The following is a 22665-nucleotide window of genomic DNA, read 5'->3' as shown; positions in this document are numbered from 1 at the left end:
CAGCGTGCCTCCCCGGTCCAGGTCCACCCGTACGGGTTACACCACTCAGTTGTCCGTGTCAGGTGTTCGTGTCAGTTGTTCGTGCCGTTCCTGCGCACGCCTTCCGCCAGCTCCCCGGCCAGCGCCCGTACGGCGCTCAGACCGGCCTCGGCATCCGGCGCGTCCAGCAGCCGCTGGACGAAAGCCGAGCCGACGATCACACCGTCCGCGAAGGCGGCGACCTCCTTGGCCTGTACGGCGTTGGAGACCCCGAGGCCGACGCACACCGGAAGCTCCGTCGTCGCCCGCGTCCGCCGCACCAGGTCCTGCGCCTGCGCGCCCACCGACTCGCGCGTACCCGTCACGCCCATCAGCGAGGCCGCGTAGACGAACCCGGACCCGGCCGCGGTGATCGTCGCGAGCCGCTCGTCCTTGCTGCTCGGCGCGACCACGAAGACCGTGGCCAGGCCCTGCTTCTCCGCGTGCTCGCGCCACAGAGCGGACTCCTGGACCGGCAGGTCGGGCAGGATGCAGCCCGCGCCGCCCGCCTCGGCCAGCTCCGTCGTGAAGCGCTCGACGCCGTACCGGTCGATCGGATTCCAGTACGTCATGACGAGCACCGGGGCCCCGGTCGCCTCGTGCGCTTCCCGGACCGTCCGCATCACGTCGGCGATCTTCACGCCACCGCGCAGCGCGATGTCGTCGGCGGTCTGGATGACCGGGCCGTCGAGCACCGGGTCGCTGTGCGGCAGCCCGACCTCGACGATGTCCGCGCCGCCCGCGATGACCGCCTTGACCGCGTCGATGCCGCCGTCCACGGTCGGGAATCCGGCCGGGAGGTAGGCGATGAGAGCCGCCCGGTCCTCGGACCTGGCCCGCTCCAGGGTGTCGGTCAGCAGCTGAATGTTCCCGCTCACTTGGTGTCCCTCTGGATCTCGGCGGCGCCGTTGACGGCGGAGGCGTCGGCCTCGACCGTGGCGTCGGCTGCGGTGTCGTACAGGCCGAAGTAGCGGGCGGCCGTGTCCATGTCCTTGTCGCCGCGCCCGGACAGGTTGACCAGGATCAGCCCGTCCTTGCCGAGCTCCTTGCCGAGCTCCAGCGCGCCGGCGAGCGCGTGCGCGCTCTCGATGGCCGGGATGATGCCCTCGGTGCGGGACAGGAGCAGCAGCGACTGCATCGCCGCGTCGTCCGTCACGGCCCGGTACTCGCCGCGTCCGCTGTCCTTGAGGTACGCGTGCTCCGGGCCGATGCCGGGGTAGTCGAGGCCCGCCGAGATCGAGTAGGGCTCGGTGATCTGGCCCTCCTCGTCCTGGAGGACGTACGACCGCGAACCGTGCAGGATGCCGGGCTCGCCCGCGGACAGCGTGGCCGCGTGCTCACCGGTATGGATGCCGTGCCCGGCGGGCTCGCAGCCGACGAGGCGTACGTCCGTGTCCGGGATGAAGGCGTGGAAGAGACCGATGGCGTTCGAACCGCCACCCACACACGCGACAGCCGCGTCCGGCAGCCGCCCCGCGCGCTCCAGGATCTGGCGGCGGGCCTCGACGCCGATGACCCGGTGGAAGTCGCGGACCATGGCGGGGAAGGGGTGCGGTCCGGCGACCGTGCCGAAGAGGTAGTGCGTACGGTCGACATTGGCGACCCAGTCGCGGAACGCCTCGTTGATGGCGTCCTTCAGCGTCCGGCTGCCGGACTTCACCGCGACGACCTCGGCGCCGAGCATCCGCATCCGGGCGACGTTGAGCGCCTGGCGCTGGGTGTCGATCTCGCCCATGTAGATGGTGCATTCGAGGCCGAAGAGGGCGCACGCGGTGGCGGTGGCGACGCCGTGCTGGCCGGCGCCGGTCTCCGCGATGACGCGCGTCTTGCCCATGCGCTTGGTGAGCAGCGCCTGGCCCAGCACGTTGTTGATCTTGTGCGAGCCGGTGTGGTTGAGGTCTTCGCGCTTGAGGAAGATCCGCGCGCCGCCCGCGTGTTCGGCGAACCGCGGCACCTCGGTGAGCGAGCTGGGCCGGCCCGTGTAGTTGACCATCAGCTCGTTCAGCTCGGCCACGAAGGCCGGGTCGGACTTGGCCTTGTCGTACTCGACGGCGACTTCGTCGACCGCGGCGACGAGCGCCTCGGGGATGAACTTGCCGCCGTACGTGCCGAAGTAGCCATCGGCGCTGGGGATTTGGCCCTCGGGGTCCGGAATGAAGAAGTCAGAAGACATCCGACGTACTCCTCAGAAGGGGCTCGCGCCCCATGAAAGATCAACGGGTGGACTTGACCGTATGCGCCACGCGCGAGTCCGCCCCCTTACGCCCCCGGTACGCCTCAGAGCATTCGGGCGTACGGGTACGGCGGTTTGACGGGTTGCGGATCGCTAGAGCGCGCCTTCGGCGCGACGCCATCGCATGCCGTTGATCTGACCCGGCTCGGAACCGATGTGGTACCGCACCCGGCGTCCCCGCACCCGCCGCGCCGGAGCCCGGCACCCGCGCGGACGGCACCCGCGCGCCAGCGGCGCGTGCGGGTCACGCGCCGGCGCCCCGGCGAGCGGGCGAAGCCCCGGCCGGGTGAGTGCGACGGTACGGCGGATGACGGTGGTCATGGGAGTCGGTGTCAGCTCCGGCCGTGGCGCAGGGCCGGGTGGGCGCCCGCGGCGACCAGGTCGGCGACGGCGCCCTTCGGGTCGCGGCCGGTGACCAGCGACTCGCCGACGAGCACCGCGTCGGCGCCCGCGTTGGCGTACGCGATGAGGTCGTGCGGGCCGCGGACGCCGGACTCGGCGACCGTGACGATGCCCGCAGGGACCTCGGGGGCGACCCGCTCGAACGTGCCGCGGTCGACCTTGAGCGTCTTGAGGTTGCGCGCGTTGATGCCGATGATCTTCGCGCCGGCCTCGACCGCGCGCTCGACCTCTTCCTCGTCGTGCGCCTCGACCAGCGGCGTGAGCCCGATGGACTCGGCACGCTCGATCAGGGAGACGAGGGCTTCCTGCTCCAGGGCCGCCACGATCAGCAGCGCCAGGTCGGCGCCGTACGCACGCGCCTCCCACAGCTGGTAGGCCGTGACGATGAAGTCCTTGCGCAGCACCGGGATGTCGACTCTGGCGCGTACGGCCTCAAGGTCGGCCAGGGACCCGCCGAAGCGCCGCTGCTCGGTCAGTACGGAGATGACGGCCGCGCCGCCCGCCTCGTAGTCGGCGGCGAGCCCGGCCGGGTCCGCGATCGCTGCGAGCGCGCCCTTGGAGGGGCTGGAGCGCTTGACTTCGCAGATGACCTTGACGCCGTCGCCGCGCAGTGCCGCCACCCCGTCCTTGGCCGGGGAGGCCTTGGCCGCGCGGTCCTTGAGCTCGTCGAGACTTACGCCTGCCTGCCGCTCCGCAAGGTCGGCGAGCACGCCTTCGATGATCTCGTCGAGCACACTCACGCGAGCGGCCCCCTTCCGGGAGGGTGATGGTGGACCAGGATCAGCCATACCAATGCTATCCGCAGGAGGCCTCAGGTCTCGCATCGAGTGGCGATCAGTCCCACTACCTGGGACTTCACGGCGCGAGCGCCGAGCCGAACGGAAGGTTCCGGACGACGCTGAAGACCGCCGCCACGGCGCCGATGCTCCACCAGTAGACGGGCTTGAGGGTGATCCGCACCGGGATTCCCCGGGCGGCGCGTACCACCCAGACGGTCCACAGCACGGCGAAGACCCCGTACCCGACGACGGCCATGGCGTTGGCGCCGAACGCACCGGCGAAGTCGCCGGTCGCGACGCCGTGCGCGCTGCGCAGTCCGCCGCAGCCGGGGCAGTAGATCCCGGTGAGCTGGAGGAGCGGGCAGACGGGGTAGTGGCCCGGCTCGTTGGGGTCGACTGTGCCGACGTACGCGAAGGCCGCGAGGACACCCGCCAGCGTGGCGGCCGGCGCGGCGAGCCGCCGGGCGAGGGACACCGGAGCGGGTCGCACGGGGGCCGGTGAGGGCGGCGGCGAAGGGGCCGGGTCGGGCGAAGGCACGGTATCCACCCGCCGATTGTCCCCGCTCATGAGGAAAGGCGCAGCCCCTCAGGGGCTGCGCCTCGCGTCCCAGGACCCGCTGGCGGTCGTCAGTGGGTCTGGACCTGGCTGCCGGGCTGCGCCCGACCCGCCTCGTTACGGGCCCGCACCATCTCCTCGGACTCCTTCGGCATGCCGAGACCCGCGGCCTTCATGACCATTCCGACGACACCACCGAGCAGTATCACGACGACTCCGGCCCAGAAGCCGAGCGGGTTGGCCAGCACCATGAAGGCGCCCGAAATGCAGAAACCGATGAAGGAGATGGTGACACCGGTCCAGGCGGCCGGGGTGTGTCCGTGGCTAGTGCCCGCCATGAGTTGCTCCTCGTTGCTGTTGCTCTGTAGTGAGGTGGTGAGGCGGTGAGTCCGTGAGTCGTACGCTCGTCACTCGTCGCTCGCCAGTCATTGTCCCGCACGGGGACCGGCGAGGTGATCTCGGGGGTCATGCGTCGCGCGTCGGGTCCTCGCCGCGGTCGAGCGCCTTCCAGAGGTCCTCGGGCCGGTCCGGGTCCGGGGCGGCGGGTACCTTGCGGGCCCGCGGGCTGCCGTCGCGCTCGTAACGGCCCGACATGGCGGGCCACTTCCCGCCGCACCACAGCGCCAGCAGCCCGGCGACCAGGATCAGCAGGCCGCCGGCCGCGGTCACGTACGGCCAGGCGGTGTGCGTCAGCGAGGTGGCCGCGGCGGCGGCGTCGCCGGTCGTCTTCGCGGCCTTCTCGTCGAGGGCCGCGCCGCCGGCGGCGCCGAGGAGCGCGGTGACGGCGGCGCCCGCGCCGCTCAGCGCCAGCAGCCCGGCGACCAGCAGCCGGCCCGCCCTGCGGACGGCGAAGACGGCGACGAGCGCGGCGAGAGAGACGATGGCCAGCGCCGCCGGGGCGCCGGTGACGTCCTGGCCCTCGACCTTGAGCGGCAGCGTGCCGCCCGGGACCACGGCCGCGCCCTCGGCCCAGGGCCGGCCCGAGGCGAGGAGCACGACGGCGGCGCCGAGGGCGCCGAGCAGCAGCGCGGCGGCGAGACTGCGGCGGCCGGTGGAGACGGCCGCCGCGACCGGTGTCTCGCTTCGCGGAAGCGGAAGGGGTACGGGGTTTGCGGCACTCACGTACCCCACTATCCCTTACGTCCCGATCGCGGTCAGAGGCGGTTCGCCGTGTGCACCGCGCGCAGCACCGCGGCCGCCTTGTTGCGGCACTCGGTGTCCTCGGCGACGGGGTCCGAGTCGGCCACCACACCGGCTCCCGCCTGCACGTACGCCGTGCCGTCGCGGAGCAGGGCGGTGCGGATGGCGATGGCGGTGTCGGAGTCGCCCGCGAAGTCGAGGTAGCCGACGCAGCCGCCGTACAGTCCGCGCCGCGACGGCTCCAGCTCCTCGATGATCTGCATGGCGCGCGGCTTGGGCGCCCCGGACAGGGTGCCCGCCGGGAAGCAGGCGGTCAGTACGTCGAAGGCCGTGCGCCCCGGCGCGACCCGCCCGGTCACGGTCGACACGATGTGCATGACGTGCGAGTACCGCTCGACGGACATGAAGTCGACGACCTCGACGCTGCCCGGCTCGCAGACCCGGCCCAGGTCGTTGCGGCCGAGGTCGACGAGCATCAGGTGCTCGGCGCGCTCCTTGGGGTCGGCGAGCAGCTCGTCGGCGAGCGCCTGGTCCTCCTGCGGCGTGGCGCCGCGGTGCCGGGTGCCGGCGATCGGGTGCACCATGGCCCGCCCGTCCTCGACCTTGACCAGCGCCTCCGGGCTGGAGCCGACGACGTCGAAGCCGTCGAAGCGGAAGAGGTACATGTACGGCGAGGGGTTGGTGGCGCGCAGCACCCGGTAGACGTCCAGGGCGCTCGCCGTGCAGGGCGTCTCGAAGCGCTGGGACGGTACGACCTGGAAGGCCTCGCCCGCGCGGATGCGCTCCTTGATGTCGTCGACGGCGTCCTGGTAGGCCTCGCCGCCCCACAGCGCGGTGTACGGCGGAAGCTCGGACGGCGGCAGGGCGGCGTACGACGTCGGCACGGCCCGGCTGAGGTCGGCCTCCATGGCGTCGAGCCGGGCCACGGCGTCCGCGTACGCCTCGTCGACACCCGTGTCGAGGTCGTTGTGGTTGATCGCGTTGGCGATCAGCAGGACCGAGCCGTCCCAGTGGTCGAGTACGGCGAGGTCCGAGGTGAGCAGCATGGTCAGCTCGGGCAGTTTGAGGTCGTCCCGCCCGTGCTCGCCGATCTTCTCCAGGCGGCGTACGACGTCGTACCCGAGATAGCCGACCATGCCGCCGGTGAACGGCGGCAGGTTCCCCGCGAGGTCGCGCGGGGTGTGCAAGGCCTCGATGGTGGCGCGCAGCGCGTCGAGCGGATCGCCGTCCACCGGTACGCCGACGGGCGGCGTTCCGAGCCAGTGCGCCTGCCCGTCGCGGGCGGTGAGGGTCGCGGCGCTGCGTACGCCGACGAAGGAGTACCGGGACCAGGAGCGGCCGTTCTCGGCGGACTCCAGGAGGAAGGTGCCGGGGCGCTCGGCGGCGAGCTTGCGGTAGAGGCCCACGGGGGTGTCACCGTCGGCGAGCAGCCGGCGGCTGACGGGGACGACTCGCCGGTCGACGGCCAGCTTGCGAAAGGTCTCGATGTCCATGATTCGGCGCCTTACTTCACTTCGCGAGCGGGAGGAGGACGTCGGAGTCGAAGCAGGTGCGGTCGCCGGTGTGGCAGGCGGCGCCGACCTGGTCGACCTTGACGAGCACGGTATCGGCGTCGCAGTCCAGGGCGACGGCCTTGACGTGCTGGAAGTGGCCGGAGGTGTCGCCCTTGACCCAGTACTCCTGGCGGCTGCGCGACCAGTACGTGCAGCGCCCCGTGGTGAGGGTCCGGTGCAGCGCTTCGTCGTCCATCCAGCCGAGCATGAGCACCTCGCCGGTGTCGTACTGCTGGGCAATGGCCGGGACCAGGCCGTCGGCGCTCCGCTTGAGGCGGGCGGCGATGGCGGGGGCGAGGCTGCTGGGAGGCGGCGTACTGGTCATGTCCGCCATTGTGCCGCTCCCGTGGGGCGGCACACTGCCCCCGTCCGGTCATTGGACGCGCGCCGCCGTGGCCCCGGAGGGGGTCCCGGCCCTACGCTGGCCGTCATGTCGACTCATGCCAAGCGCGAACGACTGCTCCTCGCCGACCTGCTGGAGGCGGCCGGACCCGATGCCCCGACGCTGTGCGACGACTGGAACACCCGTGAACTCGCCGCCCATGTGGTGGTGCGCGAGCGCCGCGCGGACGCGGCCGGCGGGATAGTGCTGGCGGCGCTGAAGAGCCGGCTGGAACGGGTGCAGGCGGAGTTCGCCGCCAAGCCGTACGAGGAGCTGATCCAGCTCATCCGTACGGGTCCGCCACGGATGTCCCCGTACGCCCTGAAGCAGCTCGACGAGGCGGCCAACACCGTCGAGTTCTACGTCCACGCCGAGGACGTCCGGCGCGCGCAGCCCGACTGGACGCCGCGCGAACTGGACCCGATCTTCGCGAACGCCCTGTGGTCCCGGCTCGAGAAGGCGGCGCGTGTGCTGGGCCGCAAGGCGCCGGTGGGTGTGGTGCTGCGGCGCCCGGACGGGCAGACGGCGGTGGCGCATCGCGGGACCCCGGTGGTGACGGTCACGGGCGAGCCGGGCGAGCTGGTCCTCTTCGCGTTTGGCCGGCAGGACGCGGCGCGGGTGGAAATGGAGGGCGACAAGGAAGCGATCGCCCGCCTGCGCGAGGCGAAGCTGGGCATCGCGATGTAACGACCGGCCCGCTGCGCGGAGCCTTTTCCCCGACCCGCCCCTTCCCGAACTGGGGCGCTGCCCCAGACCCCGCTCCTCAAACGCCGGAGGGGCTGGATAGTGCGGCCGAATCCAGCCCGTCCGGCGTTTGAGGACACGCCCGAAGGGCGTCTGTGTGGTCTGGGGCCTGGGGCAGCGCCCCAGTTCGGGAAGGGGCGGGGTGGGGAAAGCCCCGCGCAGCGGCCCCGCACCCGCACCCGCTAGCGGACCGCGTGGCCTGCTTCCCGCAGCGTGTCCTTGACCTGGGAGATGCGCAGGTCACCGAAGTGGAACACCGACGCCGCCAGCACCGCGTCCGCCCCCGCCTCGATCGCCGGGGGGAAGTGGGCCAGCTTGCCCGCGCCGCCTGAGGCGATCACCGGGACCGTGACGTGCTTGCGTACCGCCGCGATCATCTCCGTGTCGTAGCCGTCCTTCGTACCGTCCGCGTCCATCGAGTTGAGCAGGATCTCGCCCGCGCCCAGCTCCGCCGCCCGGTGCGCCCACTCGACCGCGTCGATGCCGGCGGACTTGCGGCCGCCGTGCGTCGTGACCTCGAAGGAGCCGGATTCCGTACGGCGCGCGTCGACCGACAGGACCAGGACCTGCCGCCCGAAGCGCTCCGCGATCTCGCGGATCAGGTCGGGCCGGGCGATGGCGGCGGTGTTCACGCCGACCTTGTCCGCGCCGGCCCGCAGCAGTTTGTCGACGTCCTCGGTGGTGCGTACGCCGCCACCGACCGTCAGCGGGATGAAGACCTGCTCGGCGGTGCGCCGCACCACGTCGTACGTCGTCTCCCGGTTGCCGGAGGACGCGGTGATGTCGAGGAACGTCAGCTCGTCGGCGCCCTCCGCGTCGTACAGCTTGGCCATCTCGACGGGGTCACCGGCGTCGCGCAGGTTCTGGAAGTTGACGCCCTTGACGACCCTGCCGTTGTCGACATCCAGGCAGGGGATTACTCGGACCGCGAGGGTCATGACTCCCGACCTCCTCGGTCTGCTCGGTAGGCCTCGATCTCGATCTCGACCACCAGGCTCGGGTCCACGAAGCCCGAGACAATGATCATCGATGCCGCCGGGCGGACGTCGTCGAACAGTTCCTTGTGCGCGCGGCCTACGTCGTCGACGTCCCGGGCATGCGTGATGTACATGCGGGTGCGTACGACATCCTCGCGGCCGAGGCCGATCTGCTCCAGCGCGCCGAAGGCGACATTGAAGGCGGTGACAGTCTGGTCGTACGGCGCACCGGCGCTGATGACGCCGTCGACGACCGACGTACAACCCGACACCAGGACCAGCCCGTTCGGCAGTTCCACCGCGCGGGAGTAGCCGAACTGCTCCTCCCACGGGGCGCCGGTCGTGACCTTGCGTACGGAACCGGTGGAGGAAACCGTCATGCGGACACCGCCGCCAGCGCCTCTTCCAGCGTGAACGCCTTCGCGTACAGCGCCTTTCCGACGATCGCGCCCTCGACGCCCTCGGGGACGAGCGCGGCGATCGCCCGCAGGTCGTCGAGGGAGGAGACGCCGCCGGAGGCGACGACCGGCTTGTCGGTGGCGGCGCAGACATTGCGCAGCAGCTCCAGGTTCGGGCCCTGGAGCGTGCCGTCCTTGGCGATGTCGGTGACGACGTACCGCGCGCAGCCCTCGGAGTCGAGGCGGGCCAGCGTCTCGTAGAGGTCGCCGCCGTCCCGCGTCCAGCCGCGCCCGCGCAGGGTCGTGCCGCGTACGTCCAGGCCGACCGCGATCTTGTCGCCGTACTCCGCGATGACCTTGGCGACCCACTCCGGGGTCTCCAGCGCCGCCGTACCGAGGTTGACGCGCTTGCAGCCGGTGGCGAGGGCCGCGGCGAGCGAGGCGTCGTCGCGGATGCCGCCGGACAGCTCGACCTTGATGTCCATGGAGCGGGCGACCTCGGCGATCTGAGCCCGGTTGTCACCGGTGCCGAACGCCGCGTCGAGGTCGACGAGGTGCAGCCACTCGGCGCCCGCCTGCTGCCAGGCCAGGGCGGCCTGGAGCGGATCGCCGTACGACGTCTCCGAGCCGGACTCGCCATGGACGAGGCGCACGGCCTGACCGTCGCGGACATCTACGGCGGGGAGCAGTTCGAGCTTCTGGGACATCAGAGGGTTCCGATCCAGTTGGTCAGCAGCTGGGCGCCGGCGTCGCCGGACTTCTCGGGGTGGAACTGGGTCGCCCACAGCGCGCCGTTCTCGACGGCCGCCACGAAGGGCTCGCCGTGCGTGCTCCAAGTGACCTTGGGCGCACGAATCTTGGCGTTGGTGACTTCCAGGCTCCAGTCGTGCACGGCGTACGAGTGCACGAAGTAGTAGCGCGCGTCGGCGTCGAGGCCGGCGAACAGCTCGCTGTCCGCCGGTGCGTCGACCGTGTTCCAGCCCATGTGCGGAACGATGGGTGCCTGGAGCGGGCCGACCGTGCCGGGCCACTCGTCCAGGCCCTCGGTCTCCACACCGTGCTCGATGCCGCGCTCGAAGAGAATCTGCATACCCACGCAGATCCCCATGACCGGCCGGCCTCCGGCCAGCCTTCGGCCGACGATCCAGTCGCCGCGCGCCTCGCGCAGCCCCTTCATGCAGGCGGAGAAGGCACCGACGCCGGGGACGAGGAGCCCGTCGGCGTTCATGGCCTTGTCGAAGTCGCGGGTGATCTCGACGTCCGCGCCGACGTGGGCCAGTGCCCGCTCGGCGGAACGGACGTTGCCGAAGCCGTAGTCGAAGACGACGACCTTCTTGCTTGCGTCGCTCATGCCCAGATTCCTTGGATTCGCATGACACCGGCGACCAGACACATCACGGCGCCGATGCCGAGCAGCACGATGACGCCCTTGGGCAGCTCCTGCTTCCAGAAGGAGTACACGCCGCCGAGGAGGAAGAGCCCGACGACGATCAGGATCGTCGAGAGGCCCGTCACAGTGCGCCCTTGGTCGAGGGGAGGATGCCGGCGGCGCGCGGGTCGTGCTCGGCGGCGTACCGCAGGGCACGGGCCAGGGCCTTGAACTGGCACTCCACGATGTGGTGCGCGTTGCGCCCGTACGGGACGTGCACGTGCAGGGCGATCTGGGCCTGCGCGACGAAGGACTCCAGGATGTGCCGGGTCATCGTCGTGTCGTACTCGCCGATCATCGGCGCCATCTTCTCCGGCTCGGTGTGTACGAGGTACGGGCGGCCGGAGAGGTCCACGGTGACCTGGGCGAGCGACTCGTCCAGCGGCACCGTGCAGTTGCCGAAGCGGTAGATGCCGACCTTGTCGCCGAGCGCCTGCTTGAAGGCGGCGCCGAGCGCGAGGGCGGTGTCCTCGATCGTGTGGTGCGAGTCGATGTGCAGGTCCCCGTCCGTCTTCACGGTGAGGTCGAAGAGGCCGTGGCGGCCGAGCTGGTCGAGCATGTGGTCGTAGAAGCCGACGCCTGTCGACACATCGACCTTGCCGGTGCCGTCGAGGTTGATCTCGACGAGGACGGACGTCTCCTTGGTGGTGCGCTCGACTCGCCCTATGCGGCTCATGAGCTCTGCTCCTTCTTGAGTTCGCGTACCGCATCCAGGAACGCGTCGTTCTCTTCGGGGGTGCCGGCCGTGACCCGCAGCCAGCCCGGTACGCCGTTGTCCCGGACCAGGACACCCTGGTCGAGGATCCGCTGCCACGCTTGGTGCGAGCCTGCCGCGCCGTCGAACCGGCCGAACTGGACGAAGTTCGCGTCCGAGTCCGTCACCTCGAAGCCGATGGCGCGCAGCTCGTTGACCAGGCGGTCCCGCTCGGTCTTGAGCTGCTCGACGTACCCCAGCAGCGTATCGGTGTGTTCGAGCGCGGCGAGCGCGGTGGCCTGCGTGACGGACGACAGGTGGTACGGCAGGCGCACCAGCTGTACGGCGTCGACCACGGCGGGGTCGGCGGCGAGGTACCCGAGGCGCAGGCCGGCCGCGCCGAAGGCCTTGGACATGGTGCGGGAGAGCACCATGTTCGGCCGGCCCTCGATCAGCGGCAGCAGGGACGGGTGGTGGCTGAACTCGCCGTACGCCTCGTCGACGACCACAACAGCGCCGGCAGTCGCAGCCTTGGCCGCCTGGGCGGCCTCGTACAGGGCGAGCACCGTGTCGGCCTCGACCGCGGTGCCGGTGGGGTTGTTGGGCGAGGTGATGAAGACGACGTCGGGCTGGTTCTCGGCGATGGCCTTCTCGGCCGCCGCGATGTCGATGGTGAAGTCGTCGTTGCGCGGTCCGGAGATCCAGCCGGTTCCGGTGCCGCGCGAGATGAGGCCGTGCATCGAGTACGACGGCTCGAAGCCGATCGCGGTACGCCCGGGGCCGCCGAAGGTCTGGAGCAGCTGCTGGATGACCTCGTTGGAGCCGTTGGCCGCCCAGACGTTTTCCATGGCGACCTCGTGCCCGGCGGTGCGGGTGAGGTAGCGGGCCAGCTCGGTGCGGAGTTCGACCGCGTCCCGGTCGGGGTAGCGGTTGAGCTCGCGGGCCGCGTCGCGCACGCGCTCTGCGATGCGCTCGACGAGCGCCTCGGGCAGCGGGTAAGGGTTCTCGTTGGTGTTGAGCCGTACGGGTACGTCCAGCTGAGGCGCACCGTACGGGGACTTGCCGCGCAGTTCGTCGCGGATGGGGAGATCGTCAATCCGGGTGGTTCTCGTCATTGCGTCGGCACCTTCCATCCGAAGCGCGCCTTCAGCGCGGCCCCGTGCGCCGGCAGGTCCTCCGCCTCCGCCAGCGTCACCACGTGGTGCGTGACCTCGGCGAGCGCGTCCCGCGTGTAGTCCACGATGTGGATGCCGCGCAGGAACGACTGGACCGACAGGCCCGACGAGTGGCAGGCACAGCCGCCGGTCGGCAGGACGTGGTTGGAGCCGGCGCAGTAGTCGCCGAGCGACACGGGCGCCCACGGGCCGACGAAGATCGCGCCGGCGTTGCGTACGCGCCGGGCCAGCGCGGCGGCGTCGACGGTCTGGATCTCCAGGTGCTCGGCGCCGTAAGCGTCGACGACCTTGAGGCCGTCCTCCAGGCTGGCGACGAGCACGATCGCGGACTGGCGGCCGGCGAGCGCCGGGACGATCCGGTCCTCGATGTGCTTGGTCGCCGCGACCTGCGGCTCCAGCTCCTTCTCGACGGCGGCCGCCAGCTCCTCGGAGTCGGTGACGAGCACGGCGGCGGCCAGCGGGTCGTGCTCGGCCTGGCTGATCAGGTCGGCGGCGACGTGCACCGGGTCGGCGGTGTCGTCCGCGAGGACGGCGATCTCGGTGGGGCCGGCCTCGGAGTCGATGCCGATGCGGCCGGTGAGGTAGCGCTTGGCGGCGGCGACCCAGATGTTGCCGGGGCCCGTGACCATGTTCACGGGCGCGCACTCATCGGTCCCGTACGCGAACATCGCGACGGCCGTGGCGCCGCCCGCGGCATACACCTCGTCGATGCCGAGCAGCGCGCAGGCCGCCAGGATCGTCGGGTGCGGCAGGCCGCCGAACTCCTTCTGGGCGGGGGACGCGAGCGCGATCGACTCGACGCCCGCCTCCTGGGCCGGGACCACGTTCATGATCACGGAGGAGGGGTAGACGGACCGGCCGCCGGGCGCGTACAGGCCCACCCGTCCGACCGGCACCCACCGCTCGGTGACCGTGCCGCCGGGCACGACCTGGGTGGTGTGCTCGCTGCGGCGCTGCTCGCGGTGGACGATCCTGGCCCGCCGGATGGATTCCTCCAGGGCGGCCCTGACCTTGGGGTCGAGCTGCTCCAGGGCGCTGCTCAGCGCTTCGGCGGGCACGCGTACGCGCTCCAGCTTCACACCGTCGAATTTCTCCGCGTACTCGATCAGCGCCGCCGTGCCCCGATGGTGCACGTCCTCGCAGATGGGTCGCACCTTTTCGAGGGCGGCCTGTACGTCGAAGTCGGCACGGGGCAGCAGGTCGCGCAGGTCGGCGCCCTCGGGGAGGGCGTCACCGCGCAGATCGATTCGAGAAATCACGCTGCCAATTCTCTCAGACCCCATCCGGCAGCCGAGCCTCTGTATCAGTGGCTGATACGCGCCCCACAAGTCATTCATGACCACTAGCGTTCAGCCCGTCACTCAGAGGGAAGAACGGCTGTACGAATCGGCGAAAGGGGCGGCCTTGACCGAGCCGCAGCAAGACGTCGAAGCGCCCGACTGGCTCAGTGCCTCGGAACTCGGCATGTGGCAGGCGTTCCGCAACGGCAGTACGTATGACCTTCGCACCCGCAATCCCGTCCTGGACGACCCGCTGTCCACCCGGCCCTGGCCCCCGGAACGCAGCGTCCGCGCGCGCGTGGTCGCGCTGCTGCTGCTCAGTGGGCCGTCCGCGCTGCCCGGGCGCGTCGCCGCGCTCAAGCTCAGCGGCGTACAGATCACCGGCACGCTCAAACTGGCGGGCGGCCGCGTCGAGCCGTACGTCGAGATGAACAACTGCCGCTTCGAGAAGGAGGTGCTGCTGCCCGAGTGCCACTTCACCACGCTGCGCATGGTGGGCTGCTCCATCCCGCGTCTGGAGGCGGCCCGGCTGCACACCGAGGGCGACCTGCATCTGCCGCGCTGCCATGTCCCCGGCGGCATCCGGCTCACCGACGCCCAGATCGGCACGGATCTGCTGATCAACCAGATCGTCGTACGCCAGGACCGAAGGGGCCGCTCGATCGCGGCCGACGGTCTGTCCGTCGCCCAGGACCTCCAGGCCGAGATGATCGAGTCGCACGGCGAGTTCAGCCTGCGCGGCGCGAAGGTCGGCGTGTCGCTGAGCCTGCGCGGCAGCAGGCTGCGCCGGCCGTACGGGGTGGAGGGGCGGCGCGCGCTCAACGCCCCGCAGCTGACCGTCGAGCGCACGCTCTACCTGACACCGGCCGGTATCGGGCCGCGTGGCGCGGCGCCGGGGACCACTCCGCCGTACGGCATCGGCAACACGCCGGTACGCGGCACGCGCGTGCAGCGCTTCGAATGCGAGGGCGGGCTGCGGCTCGACGACGGGCGGTTCGGCGACGCGGTGGATCTCGACGGCGCGCGGTTCGTCATGTCGCTCGGGCAGGAGCTGTCGATGCGCCGGGTGCAGACGCCCGAGCTGCGGTTTCTCTGCGACCGGCCCGAGGAGGGGAAGGTCGTGCTGTCCGGCGCGAAGGTCGGCAACCTGGTGGACAAGGCGGACAGCTGGCCGCACCCCGGCGGCCTCACCATGGGCGGCTTCACCTACGAGTCCCTGGTGCCGCGCGGGCTGTTCCCGCTCTCGCGGCGGCTGGAGTGGGTGACGGCGGCGACTCCGGAGTACAACCCCGAGCCGTACGAGCGGCTGGCCGCCGTCCTGCGCGGCAGCGGGGAGGACGCCGACGCCCGCGAAGTGCTCCTGGCCAAGCAGCGAAGACGGCGCGAGACGCTGCCTCTCGCCGGGAAGCTGTGGGGCTTCCTTCAGGACTGGACCGTGGCGTACGGCTACCGTCCCGGCCGGGCGATGGTGTGGATGGCGGTGCTGTGGGCGGCGGGCGCGGTGGCGTTCGCGCAGCTCGATCCGCCCGCGATCAAACCCGAGGAACATCCGCAGTGGAACGCGTCCCTGTACGCGCTCGACCTGCTGCTGCCCGTGATCAACCTGGGACAGGACGGGCACTGGCGGCTGACCGGCGGCTGGCAGTGGGCGGCGGCGGGCCTGATCCTGCTCGGCTGGATCCTGGCGACGACGGTGGCGGCGGGCGCGTCACGGCTGCTGCGGCGGGGCTGAGCCAGTTCGATCGGGGACGGAGGGGGTCACCGGGACACCACGGCGACCCCCGCCACCCCCGCTTCCTTTACTGTCCCTTGACTGACGCCAGCACAACCTTTCCAGCCGATGCGAAAGCTTCACAGACGCCCACTGGCGCGGCCCCGACCTGCGGTTTTCAATGGTTCAACGATGCCATTCCTTCGCGCTCTGATCAGCGCCGCGCGCATGATCCGCCACACCTCGGATCTCGGCGCCGGTCTGCTCGACGACGACGAGGTGCTGCTCGACGTACCCGACGAGCGCCTGGGGCCGACCCTCGTCGCCGCCGCCCTCGGCGACCACGGGCCCGCGGCCAAACTCCTCGCCGCCACCAGGGAGGGCGCCGAGTGGGAGAACCGTGACCGGTACGCCACCCGCCTCGCCACCTTCGCGCACAGCCGCGAGGAGTGGCTCAGCGACTGGCTGGCCGCCTCCCCGCACGACGCCGACGCCCTGCTCGTGAAGGCCGAGCTGTCCGTGCGCAGGGCGTGGGATTCGCCGGCCCGTGCGGAGCGGCTGCGAGACGTCGGCCCGCTGATCGAGGCGGCGGCCGATGCCGCTCCGCGCGACCCGGTGCCGTGGCGCATTGCCCTCGATCACGCGCGCGGCACGTACGCCACGCATTCCGCTTTCGAGGAACTGTGGGCCCAGGCGGTGGGCCGCTCCTCACACCACTACGGGTGCCATGTCTCCGCCCTCCAGTACCTCTCCGCCCAGTGGTACGGCTCGCACCGCGAGTGCTTCGACTTCGCCGAACAAGCCGCCGAGGACGCGCTGCCGGGATCACTGGTGCAGGCGTTGCCCGTACGCGCGGCCTTCGCGCACCTGCTGAGCGGCGGCACGGCCGGTCGCACCACGGCGATCCCCGGCGAGCGCGTCGACGCGGCGGCCGATCTGGCGATCGCGCTGTCCGCCGAGTACGCGGCGGGGGACCCGTGGCCGGCCGAGGTACGGAACCTGCTGGCGTACGTCCTGGTCACCAGGGGGCGGTGGGCCGACGCCCTGGAACAGTTCCGGCTGATCGGGCCGTACGTGACCTCGTTCCCCTGGGCGTTTCTCAGCGACGACGTGCTGGGCGAGTTCCTGGAACTGCGGGACACGGCGAGGATCCAGGTGGCCACGGCGATGCCTTTGCGGCCTTTGCGCAGGACGGCCCGCGGGGCCGGCACCGGCGGCCATTACGCTTAACCGCTGTGACCACCGCTCGTCTTCCCCTCTTCCCCCTGAACTCGGTGCTGTTCCCCGGCCTGGTGCTGCCGCTGAACATCTTCGAGGAGCGTTATCGCGCCATGATGCGCGACCTGCTGAAGGGCGCGGACTCGGGCGACGACGCCTCTTCCTCCCCCGAGGACGAGCCGCGCCGCTTCGTGGTCGTCGCCATCCGCGACGGCCGTGAGGTCGCCACCACCGCGCCCGGCATGCCGGACTCCACCACCATGGCCGAGCGGGGTCCCGCCGCGGGCTTCGGCCCGGACCCGGTGCAGGCCTTCCACCGGGTGGGCTGCATCGCGGACGCGGCGACGATCCGCGAGCGCGAGGACGGCAGCTACGAGGTGCTGGCCACCGGGACGACCCGCGTCAAGATCCTCTCCGTCGACGCGAGCGGCCCGTACCTCACCGCCGAGGTGGAGGAACTGCCCGAGGAGCCCGGCGACGACGCGGGTGCGCTGGCCGAGGGCGTGCTGCGGGCGTTCCGCAGCTACCAGAAGCGGCTGGCGGGCGCGCGTGAGCGCTCGCTGACCACCGGGGCGGAGCTGCCGGACGAGCCGTCCGTCGTCTCGTACCTGGTGGCCGCCGCGACGGTTCTCGACATCCCGGCGAAGCAGCGCCTGCTGCAGGCGCCCGACATCGCGACCCGCCTGCGCGAAGAGCTGAAGCTGCTGCGCGCCGAGACGGCCGTGATCCGCCACCTGCCCTCGCTGCCGGCGGTGGACCTCACCAGGGCACCCACCAGCCCGAACTGACAACCGACCGGAGGCAGAGCCGCAGTGGCCAAGAAGAAGCGCCAGGCCGGAGGCACCCCGGCGACCGTCGCCCTGACCGAGGCGGGGACGGCGTACACGCTCCACGCGTACGAGCACGATCCGGCGTCCCCGTCGTACGGCGAGGAGGCGGCGGAGGCGATGGGCGTCTCGCCGGACCGCGTCTTCAAGACGCTGGTGGCCGACGTCGACGGCGCGCTGACGGTGGCGGTGGTACCGGTGGCGGGCTCGCTGGACCTCAAGGCACTGGCGGCGGCGGTCGGCGGAAAGCGCGCGGCGATGGCGGACCCGGTGGCGGCGGAACGCACCACGGGCTATGTACGGGGCGGGATCTCGCCCCTGGGCCAGCGCAAGAGGCTCCGTACGGTGCTGGACGCCTCGGCGTCGTCGTACGACACGGTGTGCGTCTCGGCGGGCCGCCGCGGCCTGGAGGTCGAACTGTCCCCGGCGGACCTGGCGAAACTGACGGACGCGGTAATAGCCCCCATCGGCCGCACGTAGGGGAGCGGGCGGCCGATCGTGCCCTGCGGGGCTGTTCCCCACCCCGCCCCTTCCCGAACTGGGGGCAAGCCCCCAGCCCCCAGACAACACAGACGCCCTACGGGCGTGTCCTCAAACGCCGGACGGGCTGGATTCGGCCGCAACCACCCAGCCCCTCCGGCGTTTGAGGAGCGGGGTCTGGGGCGGAGCCCCAGTTCGGGAAGGGTCGGGTCGGGGAAAAGGCCCGCCGCAGGCGTCAGCTCGGCGTACCGTCCTGCGTACCCGAACCCGCACCCGGCCCGGGCATCGGTGCCGCGTCCCCATACCCCGCCCCCCACTCCGGCTCCGGATCCCGCGGTCCGAACAGCGCGGTCAGCCCCAGATGAACCAGCAGCGCCGCCATCGGCCACGCCAGCAACGCCCCCTTCGCCCCCAGCTTGAGCGGCGCGTCGAACGCCACACCCTGCCCGACCTCCCGCGCCCGCTCGACCACATCGCCCGTCGGCCCGATCCAGACGCCGACTCCCCACGCGAGCAGCGAGCCCAGCAGCCCGCCCAGCGCGAGCCCGATGACCAGCGGAATACCGCCACGCCGGTTGAACCAGAAGACCAGGGCCGCACTGACCACGCCGAAGGCGAGCGCCAGCAGCACGAACGTGCCGTCCGCCCCGACCGCTTCCTCACCCTCCGTGTCCTTGAGGAAGACGGCCTTGTCGGTGGAGATCAGCGGCACGCGCGGCGCCAGCCACAGCCACAGCAGTCCGAGCGCGACACCCAGGACCGTAAGCGCCAGGACCACCACAGCGGCCCTGACCACCTCCGTGGAGATGCTGGGGTCCTGTTCCCCGCCCGCGGCCGTCCCCCCGCCGTGGCCGGGGTGGGGCTCGGACGGCGGCTGCGGGGCGCCCCCGGCGTCGGACTTCTGCCAGGGGTCGTTCGGCGGCTGCTGGTGAGGCGGCGTCAGAGGAGCGGTCACCCTGCCATCGTGCCAGGCGCCCCCGGCCCACGCCTCACCGGACCACTGCGGGCGGTCGCCTAACGGACCGCAGCCCTCCGGTACGCCCACGTCGCGACCGCCAGCGAGACAACTCCGACGGCCGCGCACACGGCCAGGTCGAGCGCCACCGCGGGCCAGTCGGGATGCGCGTCGAAGGTCCGCGCGAAAGCCTCGACGCCGTACGTCGAAGGCAGCAGATCCCGGGCGTACGAGATCGGCACGGGCAGCCGCTCGGCGGGCAGCACCCCGAGCAGCAGCGCCGCCGACATGCCCAGCTGCCCGAGCAGCGTCGCGAGTTCCTGGCGCGGCGCGAGCAGCCCGAGCGCCGCGCCGAGACCGGCCAGCGCGGCCCCCGCGAGCGGGACGACGGCCGCCAGCACCCACAGATGCGTGAGCGGCAGCTGGAAGAGCACGCACCCGACGACGGCCGTGACGAACGTGCCCGGCACGGTGAAGGAGGCGTACGCGGCGGCCGCCCCCAGCACCACCGCGGCCGGCGGCACCGGCAGCGTGGCGTAGTGGTCGAGGCCGCCGCTGGCCCGCAGCTGCCCGAAGTACTGGGCGAGCAGGTTCAGCGCGACGAAGGCGACGACGAGCACGCTCGACCCGGCGACGACCGCACGCGCCTCATCGCCCCCGTCGACGACCCCGCGCATCAGAACCATGATCCCGACGGACTGGAACGTCGCCACGAAGAGCAGCGGGATACGCGCCACCCGCGCCCGGGACAACTGCGCCCGGTAGACGGCGGCGAGAGACGGCAGCAGCCGCGCGCGGGGCGCGAGCGGCGCGGGCCACACCTCACCGGCCGCGCCGGCTTCCGTGTCTCTCGCCACCCGGATCCGCATGGAGCCGGTCTCCGCCTCCGCCGGCACGACACTCACGCCTTGACCAGCCCCTTCGTACCGTTCGTGCTTCCGCCGAGTGCCAGGTAGACGTCTTCGAGGCTCGGCGTCGCCAGAGTGAAGTCGTCGAGCGCCGCGAACGCCCTGCCCCCGGTCACGGCGGCGACGGCCGCCCGCGCCTCGTCGGGAGCCAGCCGCAGCACCCAGCGCCGCCCGGACTCCTGCGCGGACTCCCGCAGCGCCGCGACCTCGGGCACGTCCAGCGGCGCCCGTTCCCGCCACACGAGGTCGAGCCGCACCTCACCGGCGACGCGCGCCTTGAGCCCGGCGGGGGTGTCGCACGCGATCACCCGGCCGCTCTCCAGCACCGCGACGCGGTCCAGCACCGTCTCGGCCTCGATGACATTGTGCGTAACGAGCAGCACGGTCGCGCCGTTCTCAGCCCGCCGCCGGTCGACGGCCGCCCACACCGCGCGGCGCGCGACGGGGTCCATGCCGGTGGTCGGTTCGTCCAGTACAAGTACGGGCCGCTCGCCCACCAGTACGGCGGCGAAACAGGCGAGCCGCCGCTGCCCGCCGGAAAGCTTCTTGAGCGGCCGTCCGGCGATGTCGCCCAGGCCCAGCTCTTCGAGTACGCCGTCCCGCTCGGCCCGCGCGGCTTTCGCGGTGAGCCCGCGCAGCCGCCCGGTCGTCTCGGCGGCGAGCGACACGGTCAGCTCGTCCAGCGCGGTCGATTCCTGGCCGAGGTACCCGACGAGCCGTGAGGCGCGCTCGGGATGCCGGACGAGATCGTGCCCGAGCAGCTCGACACTCCCGGAGTCGGGCCGCATGAGGCCGGTCAGCTGACGTACCAAGGTCGATTTACCGGCGCCGTTGGGCCCGAGCAGCCCGAAGATCTCACCGCGGCGTACGTCGAGGGAGATCCCGTCGGTGGCCCGCACGGCCGGTGTCGCGGGCACCCCGCGGCGGCCCCGGGCGGCGGGATACGTCTTGACCAGCTCCCGCACCGCACACACGACTCCCGTGCTGCGTCCCGCCTGCGCTGTGCCCGTACTCACGAGGGACGAGCCTACGGGGTTCCCGGCCGGGCGCGGTCCCCGGGGCGGCGCGGGGTCCCTCCCCTGGGCAACTCCAGCCCCTCCGGCGTTCGAGGAGCGGGGTCTGGGGCGGAGCCCCTCACGCGGCGGAGCCGCAAAGTGTCACAGCGGGAAGGGGCGGGTCGGGGAACAGCCCCGCAGGGCCACCCACCCGCACTCCCTACTCCCCCGCCGTCACATGCTCCGCCGCCGCCCGTACGTCGATCTCTCGCCAGAAGCCCGCCCTGATCGCGTACCGGTCGTGCTCGTCGATCTGGTCATCCTTGTGCGCGAGCAGCCCGAACCGTGCCGCGTACCGCAGCAGTTCGCCGTCGATCCGGTGCGGAATCCTCGGGTACATCGTCGACAGCTTCTGCGTGTGGCCGGGGTCCGGCAGTCGTTCCATCCACCGCCGGGCGAAGACCTGCCCGACCTCGAACGGGTCGCCGCCGACCGTCGTGATGTCCTCTTCACGGTCCGCCCAGCGCTGCTCCGCACTGGTCAGCTGCGCCAGCGTCGGCAGCGAGGCGGTCTCGGCCGGCTCGCCCAGCGCACTGCCGTTACCCGGACGCTCCGCCCAGCCCTTGTCGGACGACCAGCGCAAGGTGGCCCCGGTGGCGGCGCCCGCCGCCGGGGCGGTGTTCGGATGCGGATGCTGCGCCGCCTGCGTGCCGGGCCCGCGCAGGCTCGCGAGGTCCTTCGGGGTCGGCACGCCCTTGGTGCCGTGCGCAGGATGCGCCCCCTCCTCGGAACCGTTCGCGGCGCCGGCCGACGCGGTAGCCGGCGGGGCGGCGGAATCCGCCGCCCCCGCGGACCCGTTCCGTGCAGCGCCCGAACCCGCCGCTTCGGCTTCGGCCCGCGCCTGAGCCTGAGCCTGGGAGTGCGCCGCCCGCTCGGCCCGCTCCGCCGAAGCCGCGAGCGCCGACTCCGGCAGCGGGGCGGACAGGATCGCGGCGATTTCCGGCCGCGGCACCGGCGGCGGCGCGCAGATCCCGGTGAGGTCCTTGGCCCGTACGGCCTTGGTGATCCAGACCCGGTCAAGGACACGCCGCTCGTCGGCCTCGGCGACCAGGTCCTCGGACTGGTTGTAATCCCCGTCCGCGGCCTGCACCGCCCACAGGTGCACCGCTACGCCGTGCTCCTTCGCCGACATCAGCCCCGGTAGCAGATCCCCGTCCCCGGTCACCAGCACAATGTCCGAACAGGCGCGATTTCTGGCCAGCTCGGTCAGTTCCGCGTGCATCGCCGCGTCGACGCCCTTCTGCGCCCACCGCCCGTCGCTCCGGGTCAGAGCGCCGAGCCTGACCGTCACGCGCGGCATGACCCGCAGTCGCCGGTGCTCGGGCTGCGGAACGCGGTCGGGCGCGCCGTCGAACCAGTAGATGCGGAGCAGCGGCTGCTGCGTATCCGCTTCGGCCCGTTCTCGCAGGCCCTGGATGAGGGCCGCGTGATCCACGGTGATGCGGGAGCGGGCCGGTTCTCCGGCGAGCAGGCTCGCGGCGGCGCCCAGCAGATAGCCGGCGTCCACCAGGACGACGCAGCGGTCCACGCGTTCCACCCTCTTTCGGGAACCTCGGGATCGAAAGGTGCTCAGGTGCTTCGGCAGTGCTTGGGGAGATGCTTCAGGCTTCCTTCGAGTCTGCCCGACTGCGTAAGGGTTAACGGCCGGAACTCGATCATCGGCGTGGCGGATGCCGAAGTTGCTTCGTAACAGCCCCAATTACGCACGGTAATGATCCAAAATGCGAGCTATGTCGACCTGTGTGAATCTG

General features: G+C 71.8%; 26 protein-coding genes. 5 read left to right on the top strand and 21 right to left on the bottom strand.

Going from position 1 to position 22665, the window contains the following annotated elements; all coding sequences use genetic code 11:
- Window positions 1-71 precede the first annotated feature (71 nt).
- The 9 genes from trpA to hisI form a co-directional block, all read right to left on the bottom strand.
- On the bottom strand, window positions 72-896 hold the full coding sequence (trpA, locus tag ABZX79_RS18900; RefSeq protein WP_355258414.1) for a tryptophan synthase subunit alpha: 825 nt from the start codon (window positions 894-896) through the stop codon (window positions 72-74).
- Window positions 893-2191, bottom strand: a complete 1299-nt coding sequence (gene trpB, locus ABZX79_RS18895) for a tryptophan synthase subunit beta (RefSeq protein WP_355258411.1) — start codon at window positions 2189-2191, stop codon at window positions 893-895. Before trpB ends, trpA begins: the two co-directional genes overlap by 4 nt.
- A gap of 153 nt (window positions 2192-2344) precedes the next feature.
- The gene (locus ABZX79_RS18890; RefSeq protein WP_355258408.1) at window positions 2345-2572 is read right to left on the bottom strand and encodes a tryptophan synthase subunit(beta); all 228 of its coding nucleotides are present in this window, start codon (window positions 2570-2572) and stop codon (window positions 2345-2347) included.
- 11 nt (window positions 2573-2583) lie between these two features.
- The gene (trpC, locus tag ABZX79_RS18885; RefSeq protein WP_355258406.1) at window positions 2584-3393 is read right to left on the bottom strand and encodes an indole-3-glycerol phosphate synthase TrpC; all 810 of its coding nucleotides are present in this window, start codon (window positions 3391-3393) and stop codon (window positions 2584-2586) included.
- Window positions 3394-3508: 115 nt separating this feature from the next.
- Window positions 3509-3979 (bottom strand): DUF2752 domain-containing protein, encoded by a 471-nt coding sequence (locus tag ABZX79_RS18880; protein WP_355258403.1) that lies wholly within the window; start codon window positions 3977-3979, stop codon window positions 3509-3511.
- A gap of 80 nt (window positions 3980-4059) precedes the next feature.
- Window positions 4060-4326, bottom strand: coding sequence for an HGxxPAAW family protein (locus ABZX79_RS18875; protein WP_355258400.1), 267 nt, complete (start codon window positions 4324-4326; stop codon window positions 4060-4062).
- 127 nt (window positions 4327-4453) lie between these two features.
- Window positions 4454-5119, bottom strand: coding sequence for a TIGR02234 family membrane protein (locus ABZX79_RS18870; RefSeq protein WP_355258397.1), 666 nt, complete (start codon window positions 5117-5119; stop codon window positions 4454-4456).
- 23 nt (window positions 5120-5142) lie between these two features.
- Window positions 5143-6621 (bottom strand): anthranilate synthase component I, encoded by a 1479-nt coding sequence (locus ABZX79_RS18865; RefSeq protein WP_355258394.1) that lies wholly within the window; start codon window positions 6619-6621, stop codon window positions 5143-5145.
- 16 nt (window positions 6622-6637) lie between these two features.
- Window positions 6638-7006 carry a phosphoribosyl-AMP cyclohydrolase gene (hisI, locus tag ABZX79_RS18860; protein WP_355258391.1) on the bottom strand — a complete coding sequence of 123 codons (369 nt, stop codon included), beginning with the start codon at window positions 7004-7006 and terminating at the stop codon, window positions 6638-6640.
- Window positions 7007-7111: 105 nt separating this feature from the next.
- Here hisI and ABZX79_RS18855 point away from each other — a divergent pair, with 105 nt between their 5' ends.
- The gene (locus tag ABZX79_RS18855; protein WP_355258388.1) at window positions 7112-7750 is read left to right on the top strand and encodes a TIGR03085 family metal-binding protein; all 639 of its coding nucleotides are present in this window, start codon (window positions 7112-7114) and stop codon (window positions 7748-7750) included.
- 239 nt (window positions 7751-7989) lie between these two features.
- Here the strand turns inward: ABZX79_RS18855 and hisF are convergent, their stop codons facing one another.
- Genes hisF through hisD form a run of 8 tightly spaced genes read right to left on the bottom strand, consistent with a single transcriptional unit; the run spans window position 7990 to window position 13739 of the window.
- Window positions 7990-8745: an imidazole glycerol phosphate synthase subunit HisF gene (gene hisF, locus ABZX79_RS18850; protein ID WP_355258386.1), complete on the bottom strand. Its 756-nt coding sequence runs from the start codon at window positions 8743-8745 to the stop codon at window positions 7990-7992.
- Window positions 8742-9164, bottom strand: coding sequence for a RidA family protein (locus ABZX79_RS18845; RefSeq protein ID WP_355258383.1), 423 nt, complete (start codon window positions 9162-9164; stop codon window positions 8742-8744). Before ABZX79_RS18845 ends, hisF begins: the two co-directional genes overlap by 4 nt.
- Entirely contained in the window at window positions 9161-9889 is a 729-nt protein-coding gene (gene priA, locus ABZX79_RS18840) for a bifunctional 1-(5-phosphoribosyl)-5-((5-phosphoribosylamino)methylideneamino)imidazole-4-carboxamide isomerase/phosphoribosylanthranilate isomerase PriA (RefSeq protein WP_215126203.1), read from the bottom strand. Before priA ends, ABZX79_RS18845 begins: the two co-directional genes overlap by 4 nt.
- On the bottom strand, window positions 9889-10539 hold the full coding sequence (hisH, locus tag ABZX79_RS18835; RefSeq protein ID WP_355258842.1) for an imidazole glycerol phosphate synthase subunit HisH: 651 nt from the start codon (window positions 10537-10539) through the stop codon (window positions 9889-9891). Before hisH ends, priA begins: the two co-directional genes overlap by 1 nt.
- Entirely contained in the window at window positions 10530-10697 is a 168-nt protein-coding gene (locus ABZX79_RS18830; RefSeq protein WP_214977422.1) for a hypothetical protein, read from the bottom strand. The genes hisH and ABZX79_RS18830 overlap by 10 nt, the downstream gene beginning before the upstream one ends.
- Window positions 10694-11287, bottom strand: coding sequence for an imidazoleglycerol-phosphate dehydratase HisB (gene hisB / locus ABZX79_RS18825; RefSeq protein WP_214977423.1), 594 nt, complete (start codon window positions 11285-11287; stop codon window positions 10694-10696). The genes ABZX79_RS18830 and hisB overlap by 4 nt, the downstream gene beginning before the upstream one ends.
- Complete coding sequence (locus ABZX79_RS18820) at window positions 11284-12420, bottom strand: histidinol-phosphate transaminase (protein WP_355258377.1); 1137 nt, start codon at window positions 12418-12420, stop codon at window positions 11284-11286. Before ABZX79_RS18820 ends, hisB begins: the two co-directional genes overlap by 4 nt.
- On the bottom strand, window positions 12417-13739 hold the full coding sequence (gene hisD, locus ABZX79_RS18815; protein WP_355258374.1) for a histidinol dehydrogenase: 1323 nt from the start codon (window positions 13737-13739) through the stop codon (window positions 12417-12419). The genes ABZX79_RS18820 and hisD overlap by 4 nt, the downstream gene beginning before the upstream one ends.
- A gap of 145 nt (window positions 13740-13884) precedes the next feature.
- Here hisD and ABZX79_RS18810 point away from each other — a divergent pair, with 145 nt between their 5' ends.
- From ABZX79_RS18810 to ybaK, 4 genes are all read left to right on the top strand, one after another.
- Window positions 13885-15492 carry an oxidoreductase gene (locus ABZX79_RS18810; protein ID WP_355258371.1) on the top strand — a complete coding sequence of 536 codons (1608 nt, stop codon included), beginning with the start codon at window positions 13885-13887 and terminating at the stop codon, window positions 15490-15492.
- 171 nt (window positions 15493-15663) lie between these two features.
- Complete coding sequence (locus ABZX79_RS18805; protein WP_355258368.1) at window positions 15664-16701, top strand: hypothetical protein; 1038 nt, start codon at window positions 15664-15666, stop codon at window positions 16699-16701.
- 5 nt (window positions 16702-16706) lie between these two features.
- On the top strand, window positions 16707-17477 hold the full coding sequence (locus ABZX79_RS18800; protein ID WP_355258366.1) for an LON peptidase substrate-binding domain-containing protein: 771 nt from the start codon (window positions 16707-16709) through the stop codon (window positions 17475-17477).
- Between the two features lie 24 nt (window positions 17478-17501).
- Window positions 17502-17996, top strand: a complete 495-nt coding sequence (ybaK, locus tag ABZX79_RS18795; RefSeq protein WP_355258363.1) for a Cys-tRNA(Pro) deacylase — start codon at window positions 17502-17504, stop codon at window positions 17994-17996.
- Between the two features lie 235 nt (window positions 17997-18231).
- Here the strand turns inward: ybaK and ABZX79_RS18790 are convergent, their stop codons facing one another.
- The 4 genes from ABZX79_RS18790 to ABZX79_RS18775 form a co-directional block, all read right to left on the bottom strand.
- Entirely contained in the window at window positions 18232-18951 is a 720-nt protein-coding gene (locus ABZX79_RS18790) for an ABC transporter permease (RefSeq protein ID WP_355258360.1), read from the bottom strand.
- 59 nt (window positions 18952-19010) lie between these two features.
- The gene (locus ABZX79_RS18785; RefSeq protein ID WP_355258839.1) at window positions 19011-19820 is read right to left on the bottom strand and encodes an ABC transporter permease; all 810 of its coding nucleotides are present in this window, start codon (window positions 19818-19820) and stop codon (window positions 19011-19013) included.
- A 32-nt stretch (window positions 19821-19852) separates the two neighbouring features.
- The gene (locus ABZX79_RS18780) at window positions 19853-20833 is read right to left on the bottom strand and encodes an ABC transporter ATP-binding protein (RefSeq protein ID WP_355258836.1); all 981 of its coding nucleotides are present in this window, start codon (window positions 20831-20833) and stop codon (window positions 19853-19855) included.
- 241 nt (window positions 20834-21074) lie between these two features.
- Complete coding sequence (locus ABZX79_RS18775) at window positions 21075-22451, bottom strand: NYN domain-containing protein (RefSeq protein ID WP_355258357.1); 1377 nt, start codon at window positions 22449-22451, stop codon at window positions 21075-21077.
- Window positions 22452-22665 lie beyond the last annotated feature (214 nt).

Source organism: Streptomyces sp. NPDC002994, assembly GCF_040611155.1.
Taxonomy (GTDB): Bacteria; Actinomycetota; Actinomycetes; order Streptomycetales; family Streptomycetaceae; genus Streptomyces.
Note: the sequence above shows the minus strand (reverse complement) of the source record. Positions and strands in the feature narration are given on the sequence as shown.